The organism is Bacteroides caecigallinarum (assembly GCF_016902295.1).
In the GTDB taxonomy this organism is placed as follows: Bacteria; Bacteroidota; Bacteroidia; order Bacteroidales; family Bacteroidaceae; genus Phocaeicola; species Phocaeicola caecigallinarum_A.
This window is the reverse complement of record NZ_JACJLQ010000007.1, coordinates 75,008-99,657: the sequence shown is the minus strand read 5'-3', so window position 1 is coordinate 99,657 and position 24,650 is coordinate 75,008. Positions and strand designations below refer to the sequence as shown.

Annotated in this window: 16 protein-coding genes; 2 read left to right on the top strand and 14 right to left on the bottom strand. The window is 39.5% G+C overall.

All coding sequences use genetic code 11. From position 1 onward, the window contains the following. Positions 1 to 21: 21 nt before the first annotated feature. From H6A27_RS15105 to H6A27_RS03700, 9 genes are all read right to left on the bottom strand, one after another. Positions 22 to 1,080 carry an ABC transporter permease gene (locus tag H6A27_RS15105; protein ID WP_239469560.1) on the bottom strand — a complete coding sequence of 353 codons (1,059 nt, stop codon included), beginning with the start codon at positions 1,078 to 1,080 and terminating at the stop codon, positions 22 to 24. Then, entirely contained in the window at positions 1,025 to 1,720 is a 696-nt protein-coding gene (locus H6A27_RS15100; RefSeq protein ID WP_239469558.1) for an ABC transporter permease, read from the bottom strand. Before H6A27_RS15100 ends, H6A27_RS15105 begins: the two co-directional genes overlap by 56 nt. 169 nt (positions 1,721 to 1,889) lie before the next feature. After that, a complete protein-coding gene (locus tag H6A27_RS03730; RefSeq protein WP_204507738.1) occupies positions 1,890 to 4,175 on the bottom strand; it encodes an ABC transporter permease in 2,286 nt (761 codons plus the stop codon). Positions 4,176 to 4,197: 22 nt separating this feature from the next. Then, positions 4,198 to 6,492 carry an ABC transporter permease gene (locus H6A27_RS03725; protein WP_204507737.1) on the bottom strand — a complete coding sequence of 765 codons (2,295 nt, stop codon included), beginning with the start codon at positions 6,490 to 6,492 and terminating at the stop codon, positions 4,198 to 4,200. A gap of 185 nt (positions 6,493 to 6,677) precedes the next feature. Then, complete coding sequence (locus H6A27_RS03720) at positions 6,678 to 8,231, bottom strand: ATP-binding protein (RefSeq protein ID WP_204507736.1); 1,554 nt, start codon at positions 8,229 to 8,231, stop codon at positions 6,678 to 6,680. A gap of 74 nt (positions 8,232 to 8,305) precedes the next feature. Continuing rightward, positions 8,306 to 10,705 carry an ABC transporter permease gene (locus H6A27_RS03715; RefSeq protein ID WP_204507735.1) on the bottom strand — a complete coding sequence of 800 codons (2,400 nt, stop codon included), beginning with the start codon at positions 10,703 to 10,705 and terminating at the stop codon, positions 8,306 to 8,308. Between the two features lie 221 nt (positions 10,706 to 10,926). After that, the gene (locus H6A27_RS03710) at positions 10,927 to 12,480 is read right to left on the bottom strand and encodes an ATP-binding protein (RefSeq protein WP_204507734.1); all 1,554 of its coding nucleotides are present in this window, start codon (positions 12,478 to 12,480) and stop codon (positions 10,927 to 10,929) included. A gap of 186 nt (positions 12,481 to 12,666) precedes the next feature. Further along, entirely contained in the window at positions 12,667 to 13,914 is a 1,248-nt protein-coding gene (locus H6A27_RS03705) for an efflux RND transporter periplasmic adaptor subunit (RefSeq protein ID WP_204507733.1), read from the bottom strand. 21 nt (positions 13,915 to 13,935) lie between these two features. Then, on the bottom strand, positions 13,936 to 15,402 hold the full coding sequence (locus H6A27_RS03700; protein WP_338083592.1) for a TolC family protein: 1,467 nt from the start codon (positions 15,400 to 15,402) through the stop codon (positions 13,936 to 13,938). Between the two features lie 197 nt (positions 15,403 to 15,599). Here H6A27_RS03700 and H6A27_RS03695 point away from each other — a divergent pair, with 197 nt between their 5' ends. Together H6A27_RS03695 and H6A27_RS03690 are read left to right on the top strand one after the other, a co-directional pair. After that, complete coding sequence (locus tag H6A27_RS03695; protein WP_204507731.1) at positions 15,600 to 16,967, top strand: sigma-54-dependent transcriptional regulator; 1,368 nt, start codon at positions 15,600 to 15,602, stop codon at positions 16,965 to 16,967. A gap of 181 nt (positions 16,968 to 17,148) precedes the next feature. Next, on the top strand, positions 17,149 to 18,258 hold the full coding sequence (locus H6A27_RS03690; protein ID WP_239469556.1) for a sensor histidine kinase: 1,110 nt from the start codon (positions 17,149 to 17,151) through the stop codon (positions 18,256 to 18,258). Here the strand turns inward: H6A27_RS03690 and H6A27_RS03685 are convergent. The 5 genes from H6A27_RS03685 to H6A27_RS03665 all read right to left on the bottom strand — a co-directional run bounded on the left by H6A27_RS03685 (position 18,253) and on the right by H6A27_RS03665 (position 24,618). Further along, positions 18,253 to 18,906: a murein L,D-transpeptidase catalytic domain family protein gene (locus H6A27_RS03685; protein WP_204507749.1), complete on the bottom strand. Its 654-nt coding sequence runs from the start codon at positions 18,904 to 18,906 to the stop codon at positions 18,253 to 18,255. The genes H6A27_RS03690 and H6A27_RS03685 overlap by 6 nt on opposite strands. 163 nt (positions 18,907 to 19,069) lie before the next feature. Further along, entirely contained in the window at positions 19,070 to 20,086 is a 1,017-nt protein-coding gene (locus tag H6A27_RS03680) for a L,D-transpeptidase (protein ID WP_204507729.1), read from the bottom strand. A 49-nt stretch (positions 20,087 to 20,135) separates the two neighbouring features. Beyond that, positions 20,136 to 20,741, bottom strand: a complete 606-nt coding sequence (locus tag H6A27_RS03675) for an IMPACT family protein (RefSeq protein ID WP_204507728.1) — start codon at positions 20,739 to 20,741, stop codon at positions 20,136 to 20,138. Between the two features lie 215 nt (positions 20,742 to 20,956). Next, positions 20,957 to 23,293 carry a glycoside hydrolase family 3 N-terminal domain-containing protein gene (locus tag H6A27_RS03670; protein WP_204507727.1) on the bottom strand — a complete coding sequence of 779 codons (2,337 nt, stop codon included), beginning with the start codon at positions 23,291 to 23,293 and terminating at the stop codon, positions 20,957 to 20,959. 29 nt (positions 23,294 to 23,322) lie between these two features. Beyond that, complete coding sequence (locus H6A27_RS03665; protein WP_204507726.1) at positions 23,323 to 24,618, bottom strand: hypothetical protein; 1,296 nt, start codon at positions 24,616 to 24,618, stop codon at positions 23,323 to 23,325. Between the last annotated feature and the right edge of the window lie 32 nt (positions 24,619 to 24,650).

The following is a 24,650-nucleotide window of genomic DNA, read 5'->3' as shown; positions in this document are numbered from 1 at the left end:
TAAAATGTTATTTTTCTATATTTATTCACTCTTCATTACTTCGGCCGGATTGATATGTGCAGCCTTGTTTATCTGATAATATAATGTCAGCATAGATAAAATCAATACTATCAACAGTGGAATGACAAACAGTCCAAATGTAACAGGCGCCTTTTCTACGAAAGATGCCGTATAATAATAAATGACAATCCATGATACAGGCGCTGCAACAACAAATGCCAACACCAGATTCAGCATATAGCTCTTACCTAATAAAATATACAGGTCTTTAGGCTTGGCACAGTTTACCTTACGGATAGCAATCTCACGATACCTGCGACGAATATCAAACAGAGATATACCCAACAGTCCCAAACATGATATCACTATAGCGATATATGAGAAAACAGTATATATATGTGCAGTCTCTTTATCTTTCTGATACATTTCTGCCACTATATCGTCAGCCCATTTATATGTAAAATCCTCTGAGTTATATATTTCTTTTTCAACTTTGCGAAGATAGTCTATAACTTCCTTTTCTCTGTCTTTCTTCACTTTTATCATAACATCCCCATCTGCATCCTTAGCCCCCACAATAAAGATCATAGGTTTGATTCCTTCCGTAAGATGTCCCATATAATAATCCTCAACTACTGCTGAGACTGAGGTCATATCAACTCCGAATTCTATCAATTTATTATCTACAAAAGAAATACTCAAAGGCGACGTGCTCCTTACAAATGCTTCCTTAAGGTCAGTATATCCAAGTAATTTCATCGCAGACCGATTCAATACTATTACATTCTCACCGCCGGTTACAGGATTTTTGTAACCATATCTGATATAAAAGAATATAGCCGTAAAGAGAGGCACCAGCAACAATAATCCCAGTGACAAAAACCAGTCAAAACCGGTAACAGGTATTTTCTCTGAAAATAGCCACTGCCACAATCCAGAAGAAGTTTCTATAATACACCATGAAAGAAATACAGCACACGCGAACAGCAGGAAATTCTCCATCCACATTTCAGTAAAGAGTCCTCTACCGGACAGACCGAAAACTTTCTTTACACCGTATATTTTTCTTCGTTTCTGCATAACGAAAGAATAGAGATTGACAAAATTCAATACTCCGACAAGAAATAAAAGAAATACCCTGCCTTAACTTTTTAGAGACCAAAGCATCAAAATTGAATGTGGTTTTACATACAGATTGTTCAATAACACCGGACACTGTAAGCATATTTCCATCAAAATAGATATTTTTGCCTACAGGAGATTCTTTTCCAAACAGTCTCATGGCATAGCCCTCTGTAAGTATAACATCATGAGGACTATCTAAAGAAAGATTTCCTTCCAATACACGATAATTAAAAAAATGGAAGAACGTTGTATCGGCAGCCATCAGATTTGTCTTATAAGCAACGTCATTACTGATTATGGTTGAATTCCTCTCATCTACAAGTTTACATCTGTCTTCTATATACTTTTCATCTACCGAATAATCCTTATTTCCCGGATTTTCTCCAGGATAAATATTACCGTCTATATCCCTTAAAGGAACGATTATGGTGCTTAAATCATTGGCATGAGTATCCACCGTAAGTTCCCTGTGGATATATCGTAACAATATTATACAACAGGCAAGACTCAACGAAAGCCCTATCAGGTTGATAACCGTATATGACTTTGCACGAAGCAAAAAACGAATCGCATATTTAATCTTTATCAATAACATATATCAAAAAAAAGTCATTTCACCTGTAAATATTATATCAATAATCGTGCCAAAGTATTAAGTTACTAACAATCAACAATTTACCCAAATACGATACATTCTGTTCATGTGCGCTATCGCACGTTTTTGTTACAAATACGCACACATCGCACAATGCAATATATATCACTTATTCAGTCTTAATAATCTCTGCCGGATTAATATGCATAACCTTATATATCTTATATGCTACAGTAACTAAAACCACAATCAACATTGAAACGAACAAGGCTAAAGCCATTCCCCAATCCATGTTAACCGAGAAAGCACTATCTACAAAGACTGTTGATGCAAAATAATATACAAAGGGAAATGCAGCAGCAAACGACAAAATATAAATCAACATATATGAACGTCCGAACATAAGAGCTATCTTAACCGGAGAAGCACCGTTTATTTTCCTTATGGCAACCTCCTTCTGTCGTCCGTCCGTATCAAGCGAAATGGCAGAATATATGCTTAGAATCACCAACAGCAGACTGACCAAAGCCAATACATTGACAAGTGTTCCGACTAAACCCACCGTACCAAGCAAGGTCTGTTTTCTGTCGGTTATCGGTTTAATATCCAAAGGTAATGTTTCCGGAACATATTCCCTGCAAATATCTTTCATCTTACCAATCACTTCGTCTGTATCCTTCCCATCAGCAATCTTAAAATAAAAAGTTCCAAAGGGTTTTACCGGGAAGAATGCAGAACCGATTGTACGTGAATCATCTTCATTCTCTCCATACAGGGCCTTATATGTACCAGCTATACGGTATGAAGTACCTTGAATGAAAACAGTTCCGGAAATACTGTCTTTCTCCAATTGTCTCATAAATCTCTCGCTTACATAAACAGCATCTTCCGACTCCGTCATTTCACCCTGATGAGGGATATTAAAGAACTGGAAGTAATTGGCATTACCCTTTGTAATTTTTATAAAAGAATGTGTACCATCAGCCTTAATATATCTCTGTTTTATACGAGAATCCAACACTCCCCACAAAGTTATCTCATCAACAATCTCCGGCATCTTTCTGAATGCATCAACTACATGCGATATATTCTGCCTCAAGCGATATGTACTTGGCTTGAACTCTATAATCCGGGCTTCCTCATCATCAGAAACCGGTCTGTAGACGGAATAGTAAACCTTATTAAAAGCAATGTTTATATACAAAACATTTCCGACAAAGAATATAGCAATACTCAATTGAAGCCACATCATGACAGAACGAAAGACATGCTTATTGTTGTTTATGCGAACATGATAGCCTATACAGGAACGTCGCAAACGCCATACCGGAACATAAACCACAAGTAAACAGATAACAAGAAGGGAAACAAAACACCTTGTCTGCACCCAATATACTTCCGGCAAGTCAATGTATGGCAAATCGTCGGATGAAATATAAGTATGACATGTATCAACTACAATTTCCGTTATAACAAGTGACAGCAGAAATGACACTGTAAGCATGCAGAATACCTCTGAAAACAGAAGCATAAACAATCCCCGGGCATCAGACCCCATACTTTTACGCAAAGCTACTTCCCTCTGTCGGTTATAAAACATCTGTATAGCAAACTTCAGGAAGTTAATCATTCCGGAAAGCAATATGAGCGATGCGACGAACAATACAATTGAAAAGATTATTGTCATCTGTTTTTTCTTGAAATCATCAGAAAAACTCAAAGCAGACACACTGTAGTCCTTTCCATTATTTACAAATTTAAGATTCTGCAGATTGCCATTAAGCGTAGACAGAGTTGTACCATCATCCAGGAGTGCATACACTTCCATAAATCCCTGAGGAAAAGCCTGATATGAAAAAAAGCAATCTACTCTTGGAAACGCCCAGTTGTCTTCAGCCACATTTACAACCCTGTAATCACGAATCCCCTTGTCGAAATCGTAAACAGATTCCGTCAGATGTATCACAGCCCCAATCGGATTATCTTGACCAAAAGCCTTTTCTGCAAAAGAACGTGATATAACGACTTCATCCTTTTTCTCCGGAATACTGTTACCATACAATAAATCCAATCCATAGAATGAAAAAGTATTTCCGTTTACCACAGTATAGTTTACAATAAAGGGCTTTTCTTTCTGATCCTTATCTATCACATCTATCTCAGCCTGTCTTGACGGAAATTTAACTGTAATATCCGACAATCCATCAATATGAAGATCCTCTATCCGTTCAACATCAACCGGCGTAAACAGACTCCACCGGCCATCTTCATCTTCAAGCTTAAATGTTACAACTTCTTTATCATGCATATTTATCATGCTATTATAAGCATTTATCCAATATGCCACCAATGTATAACAGACTATTCCCACAGCCAGGCACAATGCTGAAATAAGACTGTGAACCTTATATTTCATCAGGTTCCGAACTGCCACTTTCAAATAATGTAGTATCATAATATTCTTGTTTTATAAATTATTACTCACTCTTGATAACCTCAGCTGGATTTTCGTTGGCAGCCTTCCATATACTCCTCGCTACACAGAGAAGAATAAATGCAGCCATCAGTATAAATAATCCAAAGTATATCCATGCATCCATAGAAGTCTGTTCTACATACTGTTCCAACCATTTCTTCATTACAACAGTCCCTGTCAGGAATGCTATGATACACGACACTGCAAGCATTAAAAGATAATCTTTGAAAAACATCTTCATTATATTGCCTGCCGTTGCACCATTTATTTTCCTTATAGCTATTTCTTTCCTACGTCGCTCACATGGCAATGAAACGTGTGAATATACTCCAAACAATGAAATAACAACACATATCATAGATACGAATGACAGCAATTTCTGAAGCATCTGTTCTGAAACAAGATATTCTTCGTAAGCTTCATTCGCAGTCTTAATATAACAGAAATTTATACCATTCTTTTCTATATAATCTTTCATACTGTTCCTCAAATCGGAAAGATGTTCTTCATCAAAACGAATCACGTAATCACTACCATGATCATTACGTCTGTCAAGCGTTATCATATAAGGTTTGACCGGCTGTGTAGGTAGTGAAATATGAAAATCTTTTATCACACCAACCACGGTATAATTATATATCTTCTTTCCTATCGGCTCTGACCAACCGAACATTCTCACCGTAGCCTCATTTATCAATACTGATTTGACATCCTCTTTATCCGTAAGATAAGTTCCACGCAACAGTTTGATACCGTAGAAATCAAGAAAGTCACGTCCTTCACGTATTACCTGCAATGTAACCGGTTTCTGTCCTTCTGACTTTCCGTCCCATTCACCTATAGTACTACTGGTAGATGCTCTCTGTGGTAATAATGAATACATTTCCTTTATTTCATGGACGTATGGCAGTTTTCTCAAATAATGTATTATATGTATATCTTTAGGTTGACAATAAAGACAAGCTTTTCCATCTCGCTCAAATCCTACTTCATCAGTACTTTTAAGATAATATAATTGCTTGAATAATACTGCCAGACAAAACAATACGGTAACTGATATTATAAACTGTATCACTATGCTACCATTCTGAAACGATAAACCAGACTTTCTCGTGATATTTCCTATTATCTCTTCTGATACAGTTTTCCTGCTACTATATCTGATCAAAAAGACAGCAATTACAACAGACATAATGAGAATGACAAAGAAATACCAGAGTGAAGACAAATAGAAACTATCTTCTATATCCGCCAATCTGACAAATTCAGATTTGAGAAATTCCATCAGAGACATACCTATAAGACCACTGAAGAGCATCATCACTACCAGTTCGGTTACAAACATCAATATCAATTCTTTTGTACCTGAACCGCATGATATCCTAAGTGCAATCTCTCTTCGACGAATATTCATACGGGTAATAAGTATAGAAAAGAAATTAACCAAAGACACAAGTATCACAGTTATTCCTACTACCGAAAACATCTTTACATACGACAAGGATATGTCATCATATTTATAGAATACCGTATAACGGGACGATGAAAGTTTCTCCAGCAAAAAATTTCTTATAGTATATCCTCCTCCACCAGGTACTTCAAAGCCTTTATTCTTCAGCTTTTGAGCAAATACAGAGGCATTAACACCATCTTTCAAACGTAAGCACACATAAAAACCACTATACCTATAATCATCTCTGAACTTTTCATCGACACCGAGCATAATATCATATCTGAAATTAGAGTGCTTTCCCCAACCTGAAACTACTGCAGAAATCTTTTTCGGTGACTTCCAGAAAAATAGATCTTTTCCAAGTACATTCTTTGTTCCATAAAGACGTTCTGCAAACTCTTCTGTGACGGCAACTTCTTCTTGATTATTAAGAAAACTCCAGCTACCGGACAATAGTTTTATATCAAACATATTTATAAAAGCTGAATCAACTATAATCCTCATTGAAAAATCTCCGTTTTGTGGACTTCTTCCAACTACAGCCGGTCCATTCATAAAAGCAGCAGCATCCTCAACCTCAGGAAAATTATTCTTAATATCTCTTGCTACAGGATAATGCGTAAAGTATGAAATATTAGTGAATCCATGATCTGACTTTTTATATACCACATACATCCTGTCCGAGTCACGATGAAATGTATCATAACTCAACTCATACCTTATCCATATCATGGAAAAGGCAAAACACACGAAACCTACAGCGATACCTAATATGCTGATTATATTCTGTACCTTATAACGTATCAGGCTGCGTAAAGCCATCTTTAAATAATGTACTATCATTGAAATTCTATATTTACATGAAACAGTCGTTTTTATAATTCTTTATATTCAAAAACCGTGCCATACGCATAACACATTGAATATGTGCATCCTACATAAAAACAGGATATACGAAAAGCGTGCGTATCCGCACATTATTATTGCGAATTCGCACGCTTCACACAGTAAACATATCGTTTTTCACTTTAATCTGCTACTATCCACTTTTCTATATTTCTTGTTTCCCCACTGAAATTAACCCCTATCTTATAAACCTTACGGCCATCAGACATGAAAGGTAAAGCATAGTTTCGGGATTCTATTTGAGCTATGGCATCCTCGGCACTACCCTCAAACTTGAATTCCATTACATAGATATACTGTGGAGTTTTCACCACCATGTCTATCCTGCCCTGAGATGTGTGATACTCGGCATGAGTAAAGAAACCCATAAGACGGAATACTATGAAAAGAACATTCTGATAATGAAGTTCAGTGTCGCGGATCAACTCGTATGGAGTATCTGAAAAGAGACTTTGAAGACGCTCCATGAAACTGTCGATCTTTCCTGCTCGTATATCCTTTATAAAGTTCATTATATGAAAACTGGCATTCTTGCCGTTCATATTCATATAGCAAGGCATAAGGAAGTTAAGGAATCCCTGTTCAACCTCCTCATTAGGAAAACCAAGTATATAGTTCTTGAATTCAGGGTCATACTCCTTTATCGTCAGATATCCGCTCTGGAAGAACAAAGGAATAGGATTGGTATTTATTGTCTCAAGCCCAGTAAGCTCATCGGCAGTGGCTTCAGCATTGCCTGTCAGGTCACTCAGAAGGTAATTGTTCTTCTGAAGAAGTTTTACGAGTATGGTCGGGGTACCGGTTGAAAACCAGTAGTTTTCTATTTTCATTGAAGCGAATGTATTCAACACACTGAAGGGATTGTACATTCCTTCGCTATTGCCGGTAAAATGATAACCGTCATATTTTTTCTGAAGAAGACCACACGTTTCTTCGTAACTTAAATTCATATTTACCGACAATTCGCGTATATCTGATTCAAAATGAGTTATCAACTCTGTTTCGCTGATACCACACAATGATGCAAACTCATTCTCCATCGTTATATCACGGAGATTATTCAAATCACTGAAAATGCTTACCCTGCTGAACCTGGTCACTCCCGTAAGGAGAGCAAAGCGGATATACTTGTCACACGACTTCAGATTACCGTAAAAGGATTTCAGAATACTTCGGTACTCGGACTGAAGTTCCTCATTATCCAACGACTGGATAAGAGGTTTGTCATACTCGTCAATAAGAATTACTACACCGCGACCGGTCTGCTCCGATGCACGTCTGATAAGTCCGGCAAATCTCAACGAAAGGGATTCCTCCGAAGGCTCACTTCCGTATATCCTTTCCCATCGCACAAGATAATTGTTAAGTACACCTTCAAGCCGCTTGCGGGAATTATACTCTTCATTATTCAAATCTATATGAAAGATGGGATATTCATCCCAGTCCTTTTCAAGGCCCTCTATTGCAAGTCCATGGAATAAATCTTTCCTACCCTCAAAATAAGATTCAAGAGTGGAAATCATCAGACTCTTACCGAAACGGCGCGGACGACCAAAAAAGTAATATCCTCCTGTAGAGACAAGACGATATATAAGCGCAGTCTTGTCGACATAAACAAAACCACCTTTACGAAGTTTCTCGAAGTTCTGGATTCCTATGGGATATAATCTGTTCATATAAATTCTGTTTTTTTGAATGAGGCATCGCACTTATTTCTACAAAGATAAACTAAAGTGAGAAAATATGCAATCTATTCGCTCTTTATAATCTCAGCAGGATTAATTCGAGCTATATTTCTTATGCGAACATAAACTGTCAGAGTAATGAGCAACACCACAAACAACAATATTCCTCCGTAAAACAATATACCTGTATCTATAAAAGAATAATACATATTGCTGAACATTCGTAACAGGAATTCCACAATAGGGAATGCTATAGCCACAGTAACGATAACCAACACTATATAAAGCCTTGCAAAAATCAATACTATCTGACGAACTCCTGCTCCGTTTATCTTCCTTATAGCCATTTCCTTACGGCGGTATTCGGTGTCGAGAGTTATTGCTGAATAAATCCCAAGCACAGAGATGATAAGTGCTATGATTGACATAAAGAGTACAATACCTCTCAGTTTGAACTCCAAAGCATGTTCCTCGTATATATCATCCATCATTGTAGACACGGAGGCTTCAATACTTTCCGGCAAAGCATCTTTCATTACAGATTTTATTGACGAAACAGTTTCTTCCAAACGATTGGTAGAACATTTTAAATAACAATGTCCTATGTAATGAGAAAAATCGGAGGGTACAAACATAAAGCCACTATTACTTTCTTGATAATAATTATTTGTTACAAAAGGAGCGGATATGCCCACAAGCGTATATCCTTTTCTATAATCATACAATATTCTTCCAAGATTAATTTCTTTATCAATACGCCGAGCCAGATTTTCGTCTACTACCATTTCGCCCAATGTTTTCTGTTCATTACCGGATATTATGCCTATATTCATAAATCGGAAAAAGCTCGGTGATACACGCATTACATTTGCATCGACGGAATTATCTCTTTTCTCTGTCAGAAAAAGTCCTGTACCTGAAACTCCCTGCAGATAATTGATATCTGAAATAATGATATCTTCCACACCCGGACATTGTCTGAACTTTTCTGTCAATGCCTTTTTGGTGTTATTATCCATAAAAGAATAATCGAGCGAAACACTAAGGATGCGTTCTTTTTCGGTTTTTGACAATGTTCCGAAAACAGAATTGTTTGTATTCACAGATTGCATGTACAATGCCGTTGCAAGCGAAATAAATATCAGACTGATAAACAGCTGTATTCCCAATGATAAATTTCTCAACCTGTGCCTGCCATATCTTCCAGTGACAGTGTTGAGTTTCTGAGTAACATACGACCGTCTCACTTTTACTATTACAAACAACGATATCACCATACACAACACCATGATGCCAATAAGATAAGTAAAAGTCTGCCACATCAGTAAATACGGATCTATGACAATGCTGAAACGTACCAGTGTAAGACTAAGGAACGGTGAAAGAAGTTCTATGATAAGATAAGTAACGAATGCCGACAAAAATATAGAAACACTTATCTGTACGAAAAACATCAGAAACATATCTTTAAATCCGGCACCGTTCACCCTACGGATATTACATTCTTTCACACGTATGAGGAAAGAACCTATTATGAAATGAAAGAAATTGAGCAAGCCTACAACCAATACCAATATTCCGGCTATAAGAGTAATATTAGCAAAATATAATGCTACACCTTCACCACTCCAAAAATAAGTTCCGAAAGTACCGCCAAAAACTCCCCTCTTCTCATTAAAGATTTCAAAGTCAAGTTTTCTGTCATCTAATTCTTTAATAAAACTTTGTACCGAACCGGCATCTTCCACCAATGCGAATGTACTAGCAGCCATTACCGGTAGGTTTCTGTCATGGATTTGCCCTTCTGTATCATTAATAACCAAAGCATCTGTTCTACGTAAAAAGTTCAAGCTGTTATTCAATGGCAAATCCTTGGCTACTGCCTGTATCACATAACCTATCCCTCCCTCACGAGGCGTACTGTTTGGCGAAGTATATAAACGTCTGTTTAAAACCATACGTTTACCTATTGATTTTTCGGCTGAACCAAAAATACGTCTGGCTGTACTTTCAAAAAGAATTACCGAATTGGGATTCTGTATTGCATTTTTCCAACTGCCATGTAATATTTCAGGAGTAAAGACTTCATTAAAACAGGAATCAGTCTCCATGAACCTCAGGTTATAAGGTAACAGTTTACCTTCATAAACCTCAATGTTATACGAGCGTTCATCCGTTCTTGCAACTCCACAAAAGGCTTTTGCATTCAAACCTTGGTTTCTCAAAAACGAAGGTAAACTACCTGAAGTTATACTACTGAAATTATTGTCAGAACGTCCTAAATATAATTCAACTATCCTGTCCCTATTCCTGAAACAATCATCTGTACTGAATATATACCTGCTACAATAAAGGCAGACACTAAAGCAAAACAACGACATAGACAGTCCGAATATGGCTATAATGTTCTGCATCTTGAATTTCATCAAGCTGCGTACGGCTACTTTCAAATAATGTAATATCATATCCAAAGTCATTTAATTAAAATAACACACCAGTAGAAAACTGACGTATTCCAAGAATTCATAACATGTTCTCATAGTAAATATAATCAAAAATCATGCCAAACACATAATCTCCTATTAATCAAGGCAATACTCTTAACAGCCAATATAAAACAACGTGCGTATCCGCACATTCATGTTGCAAATACGCACGTTTTTAACCAAGTATATTCTTTATATGCTTAATCGGATACTATCCACTTCTCTATATTTCTGGTTTCCGCACTGAAATTAACTCCTATCTTATAAACCTTACGGTCATCAGACATGAAAGGAAGGGCATAGTTTCGGGATTCTATTTGAGCTATGGCATCCTCGGCACTACCTTCAAACTTGAATTCCATTACATAGATATACTGTGGAGTCTTCACCACCATGTCTATCCTGCCCTGAGATGTATGATACTCGGCATGAGTAAAGAAACCCATAAGACGGAAGACTATGAAAAGAACATTCTGGTAATGAAGCTCTGTGTCGCGGATCAACTCGTATGGAGTATCTGAAAAGAGACTTTGAAGACGCTCCATGAAACTGGCAATCTTTCCTTTTTCCAATTCTTTGATGAAATTCATTATATGGAAGCTGGTATTCCTGCCATGCATATTCATATAGCTGGGCATAAGGAAATTAAGGAATCCCTGTTCAACCTCCTCATTAGGAAAACCAAGTATATAATTCTTAAAACGTTCATCATACTCCTTTATCGTCAGATATCCGCTCTGGAAAAACAAAGGAATAGGATTGGTGTTTATTGTCTCAAGCCCGGTAAGCTCATCTGCTGTTGCTTCCGCATTGCCTGTCAGGTCACTCAGAAGGTAATTGTTCTTCTGAAGGAGTTTTACGAGTATGGTCGGGGTACCGGTGGAGAACCAATAATTTTCAGGCATCATTCTGAAAAAAGTATTCAGGACACTGAACGGATTATACATTCCCTCTGTATTCTGGACAAAATGATAACCGTCGTATTTCCTCTTTAACATTGCGTATGTATCAGAACAACTCATGTTCTGCTTTTCGGCAAGAACTCTGACATCTTCATCAAAAAATTCTACAAGTTCTTTTTCGCTTATACCGCACAAAGACGCAAAGTCAGGATCCATGGTGATGTCATTCAGATTATTCAAATCACTGAAAATGCTTACCCTGCTGAACCTGGTCACTCCCGTAAGAAGGGCAAAGCGGATATACTTGTCACATGATTTCAGATTACCGTAAAAGGATTTCAGGATACTCCGGTACTCGGACTGAAGTTCCTCATTGTCCAACGACTGGATTAAAGGTTTGTCGTACTCATCAATCAGGATTACTACACCGCGACCAGTCTGTTTTGCAGCCTTTTCTATCAAATATGCAAAACGCTCTTCAGGAGCACGGTCCTTCTTCTCATCGCCATAAACTTCTTCCCATTTTTCAAGATGCTGATTGAATATGCCATAAAGCGCATCAACATCCTTATAATTGCGGCTGTTCAAATCCATGTGAAACACCGGATGAACATTCCACTCTTTCTCCAATCCTTCTATGGCAAGACCTTCAAACAAATCTTTCCTACCCTCAAAATAAGATTCAAGAGTGGAAATCATCAGACTCTTACCGAAACGACGCGGACGACCGAAAAAGTAATATCCGCCTGTAGAGACAAGACGATGTATAAGCGCAGTCTTGTCGACATAAACAAAACCACCCCTACGAAGTTTCTCGAAGTTCTGGATTCCTATGGGATATAATCTGTTCATATAAAGTCTGTTTTTTGTATAAAGCACTTAGTTTTACAAAGATACACAATGGAATGTGGAGCGACAAATGAATATAAGATAAATTAAAGCAAAAGAAGCGTTAGAAACTGTTAAAAAAAACGTGGGCAAATTTAAGGTAAAACTTGCCCACGTTTTTTCAGAGTCGGCTACATTTTTTCCAAACGTCTAAAACACCAATTCCTCCGCATCGCCAAAGTTATCATATCCTGACGTAATCACACAATCACCGGGCTGCAAACCTTCGGTAATTTCATATTGACGCGGATTCTGACGGCCAATTGTTATTGGCACTTTATATGCCCGTGTCTTGTCTTCACTGAGCTTATATATCCACCTGCCGCCTGTATGCTGGTAGAAGTTACCGCGCGAAATAACAATTGCCTGTTCCGGCTGTCCCAACTCTATCTGCACTCTGAAGCTTTTCCCCAGACGGACATTGTCCGGCATATCTCCTGTAAAGACCAGATCGACATCGAACATACGGTCCTTAACTTCCGGAACAACCTTGGTGACTTTCAAAGGATATTTCTCTCCCTGATTAGAAACTGTTGCCGGTAGTCCGGTTGTTATCCTGTCGATATAATACTCGCTTAACGAAGTGTGCACTTTAAACTGGTCAAGGACTTTTACTTCGGCAATGTTCTCACCCGCTCCTACCTGCTGACCGAGAGTTACTTTCACAAAACTCAACTGCCCGTCCACCGGTGCCCGCACTACCAGGTCATTCATTCTTTCAAGGCTGCGCTGGAGTTTCTTCTGTTCCCTGTCGTGGTCATTCTTCAGAAGTTCTTTTCGGATAACAGTCATGGCAGAATCGCTGCGAAGACTGCGCAACTTCAGGCGTGTGGACTCTGTCTTATACTCATACTCATCGCGCGACACTTCAAGCTGTGCCTTACTGCGTATTCCCATTTCGTATTCTTCTTTTTCGAGGGCAAAACTCTTCCTGATTTTATTCAGTTCGTATTCGGCTTCAAGTGTCTGTTGCTTCAGGACTAGAGTTTTCTGCTCCATCTCAAGCTCTTTCTCGCGATATGTTATCATCTGCTTTTCCCAATCATCACGCTGGTCGTCGATATCTCTCATCAGATTCGGATTGGAGAGTGTCAATATCGTATCTCCTTTCTTCATCAGTCTTCCATCTTCGGCTACGATGCTGTTCACATTCCCGGCTTCGCGTGCATTCACCATAATGGTCATAATGGGCTGTACTATACCTTCTACGTCAACGTACTCCATGAAATCCGAGTCCGTGACTTCCGACGTCTGTATCTTGTCGATGTCTATCCGCAACCGGCGGGGACCGGACGCAAGAACTATCACATAAACTATCCCGGCAAGGATTACTGCCCCGCCTGCTATCCTGTACTTGTAGCGTATGTACCAGGGTTTCTTCTTTAATTTTATATCCATAAGTGTAATGTTTTTTTATCGTCAGAATTCAAGATTATGCCATATCGGACATTTATTCATAAAATCATACTGTGTTATACTGCGCAGCCCGTAATATAGAGTCCAGTATGTCTGCATGGCTGATATGTAGTTCCGGAGTGCAGAGTCTTTTTCTGTTGTCGCCGCATTTAAATCCAGTATAGATGATTTACCCATAAGATAAAGTTTGAGAGCCACTTCGTAACGCTTCGTGGCAGTGCGTTCCGTTTTTCGTGCGACACTTACCTGCTGCGACTGAAGATTGAACTGGCGTACCATTTTCCTGACATTCAGTTCGAAGTCTGTCATGGCCTGGGCCACCTGTGTCTCTACCAGTTCCACATTCGATTTTGCCACTTTCACTTTTCCCTTTCCTCGTCCCCAATCCAGTATCGGTATTGCTATGGAAAGACTCACATACTGCTGGTCGAGCGGATTGCTGTACGAATCCTTAAAAATATCTGCCGTCTGCGACAGACCGAACTGCAGATACAGATCGGCCTTCAAGCCTCTTGACGCCTTAGCTGATGCCAGCTGACTGCGGCTTTCGAGTTTCTGCCTTTTATACAGGTCGATATCCGGACTGTTTTCGTATGCCTGTCTGAGAGCCTCATCAAGCGGTACATCAAAATAGTATATGCTGTCTGCAGGAATTACTTCTATCTCCGCATCATCATTTATTCCGAGAAAAGAACGCAGAGTAAGCATGGCATCTTCAACCTCTATTCCGGCATTCATCATGTTTGTTTCCTCATTCAGTTTGTTCACTTCCAGTTGGAGCATCTCATTTTCGGTGATACTGCCTATGTTATATCTTCCGCGCGCATATCTGTACAATGTATCGGCAGAAGCATAGTTGGAACGTGCAATATTAAGATTGGTCTGTGCCGAGGCAAGGGCATAGAAAAGCTGAGAGGTTCTTGATGCGATAAGTTCCATGGTCTCCGCATAAGTCTTGCATGCCTCACGGTATCTTACCGGCTCGATACGCTTGTCCCATTTCAGATAGTTATATCCGAAGAGCGACTGGCTGTAACCAACAGAAATCGGTTGGGTGTTATATGCCCTGCCATTGCTTCCGAACTCGTCAATCCTCTGTGTAGAGGTCTGTACGAAAAAGTTACCACCAGTGAAAGATACATTCTGGCTAATCTGCAATCCAAGGTCGGTACTCAACTTATTCTGACGGATGAACTGTTCAGTTCCGTCCGGCTGGGTAATCTTGTTAATCTGCCGGTTAAGGTATGGATTGGAAATCAGACTGACTGACGGCAGATAGTTGGCGCGGAAAGAACGGTAATTCCAATAGGCTGCACGGTATGTATGCCTTGCTGCCTGCACCTCCGGCGAATTATCGTGTGCCAGCGATATGGCATCCTCAAGAGTGAGCGTAAGTCTCCTGTTTGTATCATCCGCATAAGCAATGCATGAAATACAAACAGACAAAACAATAATCAGAAATATTTTTATTCGTGTCATAACACCTAAAACAATAATTTATACGACATTTAAAATCAAAAACTATGCCATTATGCTATATCATTATCTTTCAGATATTTAGAAGAAACAAATCATTTGCTATATCGTGCGTATGCGCACAAAAAGCGTGCGATAACGCACATACAACACATCGTTTAAAGTATTATATTTGCAAAAACTTGTGCAACATGGAAGACAAAGGAAAAATACTTATTATAGACGACAATGAAGATGTGCTGTTTGCATTAAACCTACTGCTGGAACCATATATGGAAAAAATCAAAGTGACTACCCAGCCCTCGAGGATAAAGCACTTCATGGAAACTTTCAGTCCGGACGTGATACTTCTGGATATGAATTTCTGCCGCGACGCAATAAGCGGTAATGAGGGGTTTGAATATCTGGAACAAATATTGAGTATTGACCCTAAGGCTGTAGTGGTATTCATGACAGCATACGCCGACACAGAAAAGGCTGTAAGGGCTATAAAGGCTGGTGCAACCGACTTCATCTCAAAACCGTGGGAAAAGGAGAAACTGCTTGCCACACTGTCGTCTGCAATCAAACTAAGCAAATCAAATAAGGAAATCAACAGACTGCGCGAACAGGTTTCGGCTATGGGGAACGAATCGCCGATATCGGATTTCATAGGAGAATCTCCGGCAGTAAGAAAGCTAAAGGACACAATATACAGACTGTCTGAGACGGATGCCAACATCTTGATATTAGGCGAGAACGGTACAGGTAAGGACATGGTGGCGCGTATGGTGAAGAGTCTTTCGCCACGTGCAGGAGAAAGCTTTATCACCATAGACCTTGGGAGCATACCCGAACAGTTGTTCGAGAGTGAGCTTTTCGGATATGAAAAAGGCGCGTTTACAGACGCAAGAAAGTCAAAACCGGGAAGAATGGAGATGGCATCGGGAGGTACGCTGTTTCTTGACGAGATAGGAAACCTGTCATTGCCAATGCAGGCAAAACTGCTCACAGCATTAGAGAAAAGGTATATTACAAGACTTGGAGGAGTGGAACACACACCGATAGACATACGTCTGATATCTGCCACCAACTCAAATCTTCAATCCATGATAGACGAAGGGAAGTTCCGCCAGGATCTCCTCTACCGCATAAATACCATAGAGCTTCACATTCCGCCACTCAGGGAAAGAGGAAACGATATAATCCTGCTGGCAGAACATTTCCTGAAGATTTACAACAGGAAGTACAAGAAAGAAATCTCAAGCATCAACAGGGACGCAAAAAACAAACTCATGAAATATTCATGGCCAGGAAATGTGAGAGAACTTCAGCACGTAATAGAAAGGGCTGTGATATTGAGCGACAACAGTTCGCTGCGTACCGACGACTTTATTTTCGCACAAAGCACGAAAGGACAGAAAAGCCTGCCGGACGAGGAACTGAACCTTGAAACGTTAGAAAGAAAGGCGATAGAAAAAGCCATAAAGGTAACGAACGGGAATTACACTATGGCTGCCGAGCTTTTAGGTATAAGCAGATTCGCACTTTACAGAAAAATAGACAAACTACAACTCTAATTCATCAGGTATGGGAAGATTCAATATCTACATATTGACAAATACGGTCGCGCTGTTTCTGTGTATGGCAGGAACGGTTTACTGTATGCATACTAAACTCGTTTTTTCCTGTCTGCTTTGTTCTGTTCTATGCCTGCTCGTAATAATAAACATATACCGGCTGCAGAACAGACAGACAAAAATGATAAAGAAAGCAATAGAGTGTCTGAAATCGAAAGATACAAGCAGTATAATAACTCCTCCATTCAAGGACAGGGAAATATCCGAACTGGCAGAAAATCTCACATACATCATAAAGGATCTGAAAAACTCCGCAATGGAAGATGAGACAAAATACCAATACTACAAGAATCTGATGAACAGTGTAGATACTGCCGTAATATCAACATACAAGGATGGAAGGATTATATGGATGAACAAGTCCGCCAAAAGTATCTTAGGACCGGAGGTATTCAAACTGCCGGAAGATATTCAGAATGCACTGAACAATAAGGAAAAGATAGTACACAGAAAGAAGCAGGAATCAACCCTCGATTTATCTGTATCATATACACAGATTACTGTTCATGGCAAAGAACAATTCATAATAAGCATGAACAATATCCATTCCGCATTGGAAAAGAATGAGATGGAAGCATGGCAAAAACTAATCAGGGTACTGACTCATGAGATTATGAATTCCATCACCCCTATCATTTCATTGTCGGACACTCTGAAAGAAAGAAGTACGGAATTTCCTATAAACGAAAATGCCCAAAGAAACATATCGCAGGGACTGGGAATAATAAACCGTCGCTGCAAGGGACTGATGGAGTTTGTGGACAACTACAGGAAACTTACACGAATATCAGCACCCGTAAAAAGCGAAATCAGAGTTTATGACTTTTTGAAGGATATCGAAGGACTCACTGCCACAGACTATATACATTTTAGTATTGAAGACAATGATATGACTCTATCAGCCGACAAGGCACAGTTGGAACAGGTTTTTCTGAACATAATAAAGAATGCCATAGAAGCATGCAAAAAAACCGCAGGACCTCAAATAGAAGTTTCCGCGGTTAACTATAAGAATGATTCTATAAAATTCACCATATCCGACAACGGAGAGGGCATTATGCCTGAAGTAAAGGAAAGAATCTTCGTTCCGTTTTTTACCACTAAGCCAAACGGTTCAGGTATAGGCTTGAGTCTCTGCAAGCAGATAATTACCCTGCACGACGGATTAATAAACGTAGAATCAAAAGTCGGTTACGGAACAGTATTTACGATTATAATGGGAAAATCATGATTTCTTTCCGTCAGTCACATCAGACAGAATCTCACTCTGTGCGAAGTATTCAGGTTTCTCGGCATAAATATACATCACACTTCCACCCTTTATTGCATCAATAATTGGTTTGGAAATCTTTTGAGGAAGCGCAGGACAACCAAGACTTCTACCCAAGCGACCACCGCCTTTTATCACTGAAGGATTGGCATACGATGCTCCATGCACCACTATGGCACGTTCCTTAGCCTTGTCGTTTATACCTTTCTCAAGTCCGTTCAATATCAGGGAATAACCGTTTCCGCCATTGTAAGTGGATTCCGTAAGATAAAATCCAAGGGAACTCTTATATGAACCGTATTCGTTGGAAAAAGATGTAGCATAGTTCTCACCACTGTTTCTGCCATGCGAGACTAAAGAATTGAAAATCATCCTGCGTTTTTTCATATCGAATACGTACAGACGCTTTTCAGTGGATGGTTTTGAGAAATCTATCAGAGTAAGAATGTCACGACGACGGTTGCCTATCTTATTGTATCCCTCTACCGCCTGACGGAATGCTTTATAATTTACTATCCCCTCCAACTGCATGGACGCATAAAGCCCTGCACACTCGTCAATTTCAGAAGGAGAATGTACAAGCATACCATGTGCGGAAGACGGTGCCATTGCCGGACAGACAAAACCCACCAATAATAAAACTGCCGATATGAATATATTTCGTATTATCATCTATCCACAAAGAAAATTCAGGCGCAAAGATAATACTTAATATTGACATCACTGAAAATCAGAAGGTTAAAAAAGACAATGAAATGTTATACCAGACAAGTCACTCTATTACAATCACCAGACTTTCCTGCACCGGAGCCCAGTCGTAAACAAATTTGGCATGCGAAGTTGCATTACGAACGCACATGTGTGAACGCGGAGTGGTACCCAAACTCCAGCTGTATTCTATCATCTTTGTGGCAGGAACATTCACAGGCACTCCATGTATATATGCCCCATTGGTAAAACGGCTTGCATACGGCGCATACCCTCCTACTGCACTTGAACCGTCTTTAAGAAAAATCATCTTCTGCTTCTTTTCCTGAATGAGGTACATGCCAAGTGGAGTTTCCTGCGCGTATGGAGGAAGATGGCGGCCTGTGGTAGCAGGATTTATACTTCTTACCTTCCATTCGGCTTTAGCGACACGTTCGAGTGTAGTTATGTTCTGGTCGCCACGGTCAACAAATATCACATGATGGAAATTAGTGGAATCAGGAAGAATCTTGACATACCTTTCGGGAACATACCATTCATCGTCGAAAGTTGCCTGACAGACATGGTAATATCCTCCTACCTTTTTTATTACAGAAGCCAAAGTTCCGTCACGACCGTAGCGTACGGGGGTAACTGTATCTGACAACAAATACAATGGCACCGACTGATATCTTTCTATACCCAAAGAATCGGAGATACGCCTGTATTCATTTCTTACATAACTCCGTACCAATGGAGCTTCCCCATTCCGGTTTCTATAATTCTGGATTATACACCAATTGCCTGACTCCGGCCTCATGGTCTCAACGTATGCAAGACACTTCTTTATTGCATCCCATTTTATGGAACGCACAGTATCCTTATATGGATATACATCATCCAAAGTATATTTATCGTACAAAAGCTCTTTTGCGATTTTAATATCTTCTGCCGTTATAGGTTTTTCACGAAACAATTCCGTTATAGTTATACTTTGAAGCAATTCCCCTACTTCTTCCAAAGGCACAAAACCATCATCTTTTCTCATCTCACACCCTGAAACAAGAAAGACAAGAAGTAAAGAAATTACAAATGCTTTCATAGTCCGACTATTTATATATTTGACACAAAGATAGCATTTTATAATTAATTTACAAATCAATGAAACGCAAAGTCTCTACTTTTTCCAGACGAGCCCTCAACTTAGGCATAGCAGATTTTCTTATTCTGAGTACCATCAGACAGTCCATGTCATACGACTGTTCGAGAATCTCCGGCTCCTCTTCCTTCACAATCCTCATCACATCATTCATGAAAGGATATTCAAATGCGAATGAGACATCCTCATCAACAGTTTTCTCTATCACAAGAGCTTCTTCAAGAGCCTGAGCCGCAGCAGTCTTGTATGCAACAATAAGACCGCTTGTTCCCAACTTTATTCCACCGAAATATCTCACCACAATAACAAGTATATCCGTAAGTCCGAAAGAGTTTATCTGACCGAGGATAGGACGTCCTGCCGTACCGGAAGGCTCACCATTATCATTGGCACGGAAATCCTTTCTCTCTGCCCCAAGCATATAGGCATAACACACGTGGCGGGCATCATAATATTTCTTCTGATACTCCTCAAGGTATGTCTTTATCTCTCCAAGTGTACGGACCGGAAGAGCTATGGCAATGAATTTGCTTCGCTTTTCTGTATAAATTGATTCGGATTTCTTCTCAATGGTTTTATATGTATCTTCCTGCTGCATTTTGTGATGTTTTGAATGATAATGCAAAGGTAATTATTTAATGCGTACAAACAAAACGGGTACGAAAAACAGAAATGCAGTATCGATACTGTTTAGGAGCTGTTTAAACAGCATTTAAACAGCTCCTAAACAGTACTAAAAATTATTGAACTAAAAAAGAAAAGCCCGATCATTAATGACCGGACCATAACTGGCTATCACATGATAGATGCTATTTATTTAACACAAATATTAGCTGTTTCCCATTTATGTGTTTCTGAACATTTGACATTGAGAACCTGACTACCAATCTGCATACGGAAATCACCTTTCTCCAATATCCAGTTTCCATCTGCACCAACGAAAGCAAGATCGCTTCCTTTGATGGTCAATGTTACAGTTTTGGTTTCACCAGGCTGTAATTCTACTTTACTGAACGCGCGCAGTCTGCGGTTCTCAGGTGTAAGCGATGCCACCAAATCACTACTGAACAGCATTACCACTTCCTTGCCAGCAATTTTTCCGGTATTAGTTACATCAACAGTAAACTCAAGTTTATCGTTCACTGCAAATGTATCCTTATTTACACGCAAGTTTTTGTAATCGAATGTCGTATAACTCAAGCCATAACCGAAAGGCCACTGCACTGAAATCACTGCATCATAATCGTATGCACCTTCCATCTTATCCATTTCCTCGCTTACACGATAATCGTACGTAGTAAGTTCGGCCTGATTTCTAGGATATGTATAAGGCATTTTAGCACTTGGATTAGCATCACCGGCAAGGATATTTGCCAATGCATCGCCACCATAATTACCAGGAAGTAAAACATTGATAACAGCATCTGCTATAGGCTCTATATCACTGATAATACGTGGACGTCCGCTATTGATTACCAATACTATAGGTTTACCTGTTTCAGCAAGAGCTTTCACTAGGTTACGCTGGTTTTCAGAAATTGCAAGGTCTGCCAGATTTCCCGGAGTCTCGCAATATGAGTTTTCGCCTATACATGCCAGTATAACATCTGCATTCTTTGCAGCAGCCACAGCCTTATCTATTTCTGGAGCATTTTCTTCATAGTATGCACCTTCGGCCACATACGTAACACCCTGTTCCAATGTTACCATATCGGCACCGAACTTATTGGAAACGGCTTCATAAATTGTGTTATACTCGCCTGCAAAGCGGTCGGCAAGATGCCCCTGCCATGTATAGCTCCATCCGCCGTTAAGGCATCTCATGGAATTTGCGTTAGGACCTGTCACAAGGATTTTCTTGCCTTTTGACAATGGTAATATGTTATTCTTGTTTTTCAGCAACACTTCTGATTCTTCAGCTGCTTTGAGTGCGATTGCGGCATGTTCCTTGCTTCCGAATTTAGGATAATCCTTATAATCAGTGTTAGGATTGTCAAAAAGTCCCAAGCGATATTTCAGACGAAGAATACGACGAACAGCATCGTCTATACGGCTCATAGGAACTCTACCTTCTTCTACCAATTCCTTCAACAGTGTACAGAAATCAAGATCATAAGGCTCCATAGCCATATCAATACCCGCATTGATTGCAATTTCTATTGCTTCCTTCTTGTTGGCAGCTACCTTTTCACGAGTATAAAGATTATTTATATCAGCCCAGTCTGTAATCAACATCCCGTCCCATGCCAAATCTTCTTTAAGCCATTCTGTAAGCAACTGCTTGTTGGCATGTACCGGCACACCATTGATAGAAGCACTGTTCACCATAATAGTAAGCGCACCAGTCTCAACACAAGCCTTGAATGGAGCAAAACACTTCTCTCTCAAATCAGATTCAGATATATAAGCCGGAGTACGGTCTTTACCAGTACGCGACATACTGTAACCAAGGTAGTGCTTAACAGAAGCCGCTACACGGTCTTCTGGAATATGGTTAGGGTCATCTCCCTGGAAGCCTCGGACAGCTTCGCTTCCCATTATGGCATTAATAAGACAATCTTCACCATAGTTTTCCCAAACACGTGACCAGCGAGGATCTCTTGCCATATCGACTGTAGGCGAATAGGTCCACGGACAATTACTTGCACGCGTTTCGTAGGCAGTCACGACAGCCGACTCGTATGTTAGTTCAGGATTGAATGCAGCTCCAAGATTAATATTCTGCGGGAAAAGTGTTCCGCCAAGTGTATATGTGGTACCATGATTCTGGTCAAGACCATAGATACAAGGAATACCTATCTCCTTCATTGATACTTCCTGGATATAGCCGATAATTTCCTTCCACTTCTCACGGCTCTGTGCAACAGGTCCGGGAGCATTCAATACAGATCCGACTTTGTACTTTCCAATTGCATTTTTTACTTTCTCCTTATCGAGTTTGAATTCCCCTTCAACTACACTACCAAGGACATCGATAGAAAGCTCTGTCATCTGTCCTACTTTTTCATCCAAAGTCATTCGTGACAGTGTGGCTTCAACTTTTTTCTCAATATTTGCATCTTTCGTCAAACCTGCAGGAGTTGCCGCCTGAACGAGGCAGGCAGCATTTCCTATAATGGACGAAACTAAAAGTAATCTTTTAAAATTCATATTTATCAATTATATTCGCTGTTTATAAATTATTCTTCATAAGTTACACGGTCAACATAATATCCATGACCTACACAGATAAATCCAGCTTCAGCCTTCAACAAGTCAATTATCTCCTGAGTCAAAACAATTTCAACAACACCATCTTCCGAGAATACAGATTCAGGATAACCTGGAAGATCCGTCCAATAAGCAGTTTTGGTTCCAATCTGATGATAAGTATCATTAGGCTCTATTGTGTAATATATTTTCAATTTACTTCCTAGAGGCAAATCTTGAATCATTGTTTTAACTTCACCAAATTCTTTTGCAGATTCTGATGCTCCAGCCTCCCAAGAAACATAATAATGTCCTTTCCATAATTCAACTTCGGATGGTGAATCCTTAACTGTAACAGCTAGCTCTGTCTTTATCTCGTCTTCGACAAAGAAATTAACGCTTTCTCCATCACTTGTTATACCAGTCAGTACATAGTCTCCATCTGCAACTATAGGTGAAACGAAAGTCAAACGAGTTGAATACTGTTCAACGAATGTAGTGATTGCGTTTCCACCCAATGACAACGAAGCAACTTTATCCATATTCAATCCTGTAAGAGTCCACTTAGCATTTGGCTGTTTACTATCAGGGCCTGATGTTACCAAAGACTTAGAAGTAACATCCATTGTATTAGCACCGTATCTATTGCCTTCCACATCAATAAATACCACACGATACTCACCGTCAGACAATCCTGCAGGAATTTTAAACTCAATATAGGCACCTGATTCGACGTATGTTACATCAGATATTTCTACTTCTGGATTACTTTTAGATTCACTAACATTTATCTGCTTTAAAGCGACTTTTGCTACCTTGTCAAGATTTGTTCCGCTTAATCGTGCCCATCCTCCTGGTACAACAATGCGTTCTAATACGATTTCATCACTCTGAGGATCTTCGGCCAAAGCTTTTATTTTTACAAGTCCTTCACGAAAAGTTGTCTTTCCTACAGGAGTTGAGACATCAACTCTAAGATGATATATACCTGCTTCAAGATTCATCTCGAGTGTCTTTTCTGTCCCAACATTTTCACCATCAAGCGTCCATACCACAGATGTATAATCTGCAGGTGTCGTTGTAACAGTTATTGAGAACAACACATCTCTGTCAATTTCTGAAATAGTTCCTAATCCGCCATTTTCATCACGTTCAGGAAATGTCGGTGCTATTATACGTGGGTTATCATCTACTGTCGCAGTAGAGAATGGTTTTTCCTCACTACAAGAAGTAAAAGCAGAACCAGCAGCAAGCAATACCAATAATATCAAATATATTTTTTTCATATTGATACGAAGTTTAAATTGTTTAACGTATT

Coding starts and splice junctions, on each gene's coding strand:
- H6A27_RS15105 (WP_239469560.1), bottom strand. CDS start 1,080: ATGCAGAAACGAAGAAAAATATACGGTGTAAAGAAAGTTTTCGGTCTG.
- H6A27_RS15100 (WP_239469558.1), bottom strand. CDS start 1,720: ATGTTATTGATAAAGATTAAATATGCGATTCGTTTTTTGCTTCGTGCA.
- H6A27_RS03730 (WP_204507738.1), bottom strand. CDS start 4,175: ATGATACTACATTATTTGAAAGTGGCAGTTCGGAACCTGATGAAATAT.
- H6A27_RS03725 (WP_204507737.1), bottom strand. CDS start 6,492: ATGATAGTACATTATTTAAAGATGGCTTTACGCAGCCTGATACGTTAT.
- H6A27_RS03720 (WP_204507736.1), bottom strand. CDS start 8,231: ATGAACAGATTATATCCCATAGGAATCCAGAACTTCGAGAAACTTCGT.
- H6A27_RS03715 (WP_204507735.1), bottom strand. CDS start 10,705: ATGATATTACATTATTTGAAAGTAGCCGTACGCAGCTTGATGAAATTC.
- H6A27_RS03710 (WP_204507734.1), bottom strand. CDS start 12,480: ATGAACAGATTATATCCCATAGGAATCCAGAACTTCGAGAAACTTCGT.
- H6A27_RS03705 (WP_204507733.1), bottom strand. CDS start 13,914: ATGGATATAAAATTAAAGAAGAAACCCTGGTACATACGCTACAAGTAC.
- H6A27_RS03695 (WP_204507731.1), top strand. CDS start 15,600: ATGGAAGACAAAGGAAAAATACTTATTATAGACGACAATGAAGATGTG.
- H6A27_RS03690 (WP_239469556.1), top strand. CDS start 17,149: ATGATAAAGAAAGCAATAGAGTGTCTGAAATCGAAAGATACAAGCAGT.
- H6A27_RS03685 (WP_204507749.1), bottom strand. CDS start 18,906: ATGGCACCGTCTTCCGCACATGGTATGCTTGTACATTCTCCTTCTGAA.
- H6A27_RS03680 (WP_204507729.1), bottom strand. CDS start 20,086: ATGAAAGCATTTGTAATTTCTTTACTTCTTGTCTTTCTTGTTTCAGGG.
- H6A27_RS03675 (WP_204507728.1), bottom strand. CDS start 20,741: ATGCAGCAGGAAGATACATATAAAACCATTGAGAAGAAATCCGAATCA.
- H6A27_RS03670 (WP_204507727.1), bottom strand. CDS start 23,293: ATGAATTTTAAAAGATTACTTTTAGTTTCGTCCATTATAGGAAATGCT.
- H6A27_RS03665 (WP_204507726.1), bottom strand. CDS start 24,618: ATGAAAAAAATATATTTGATATTATTGGTATTGCTTGCTGCTGGTTCT.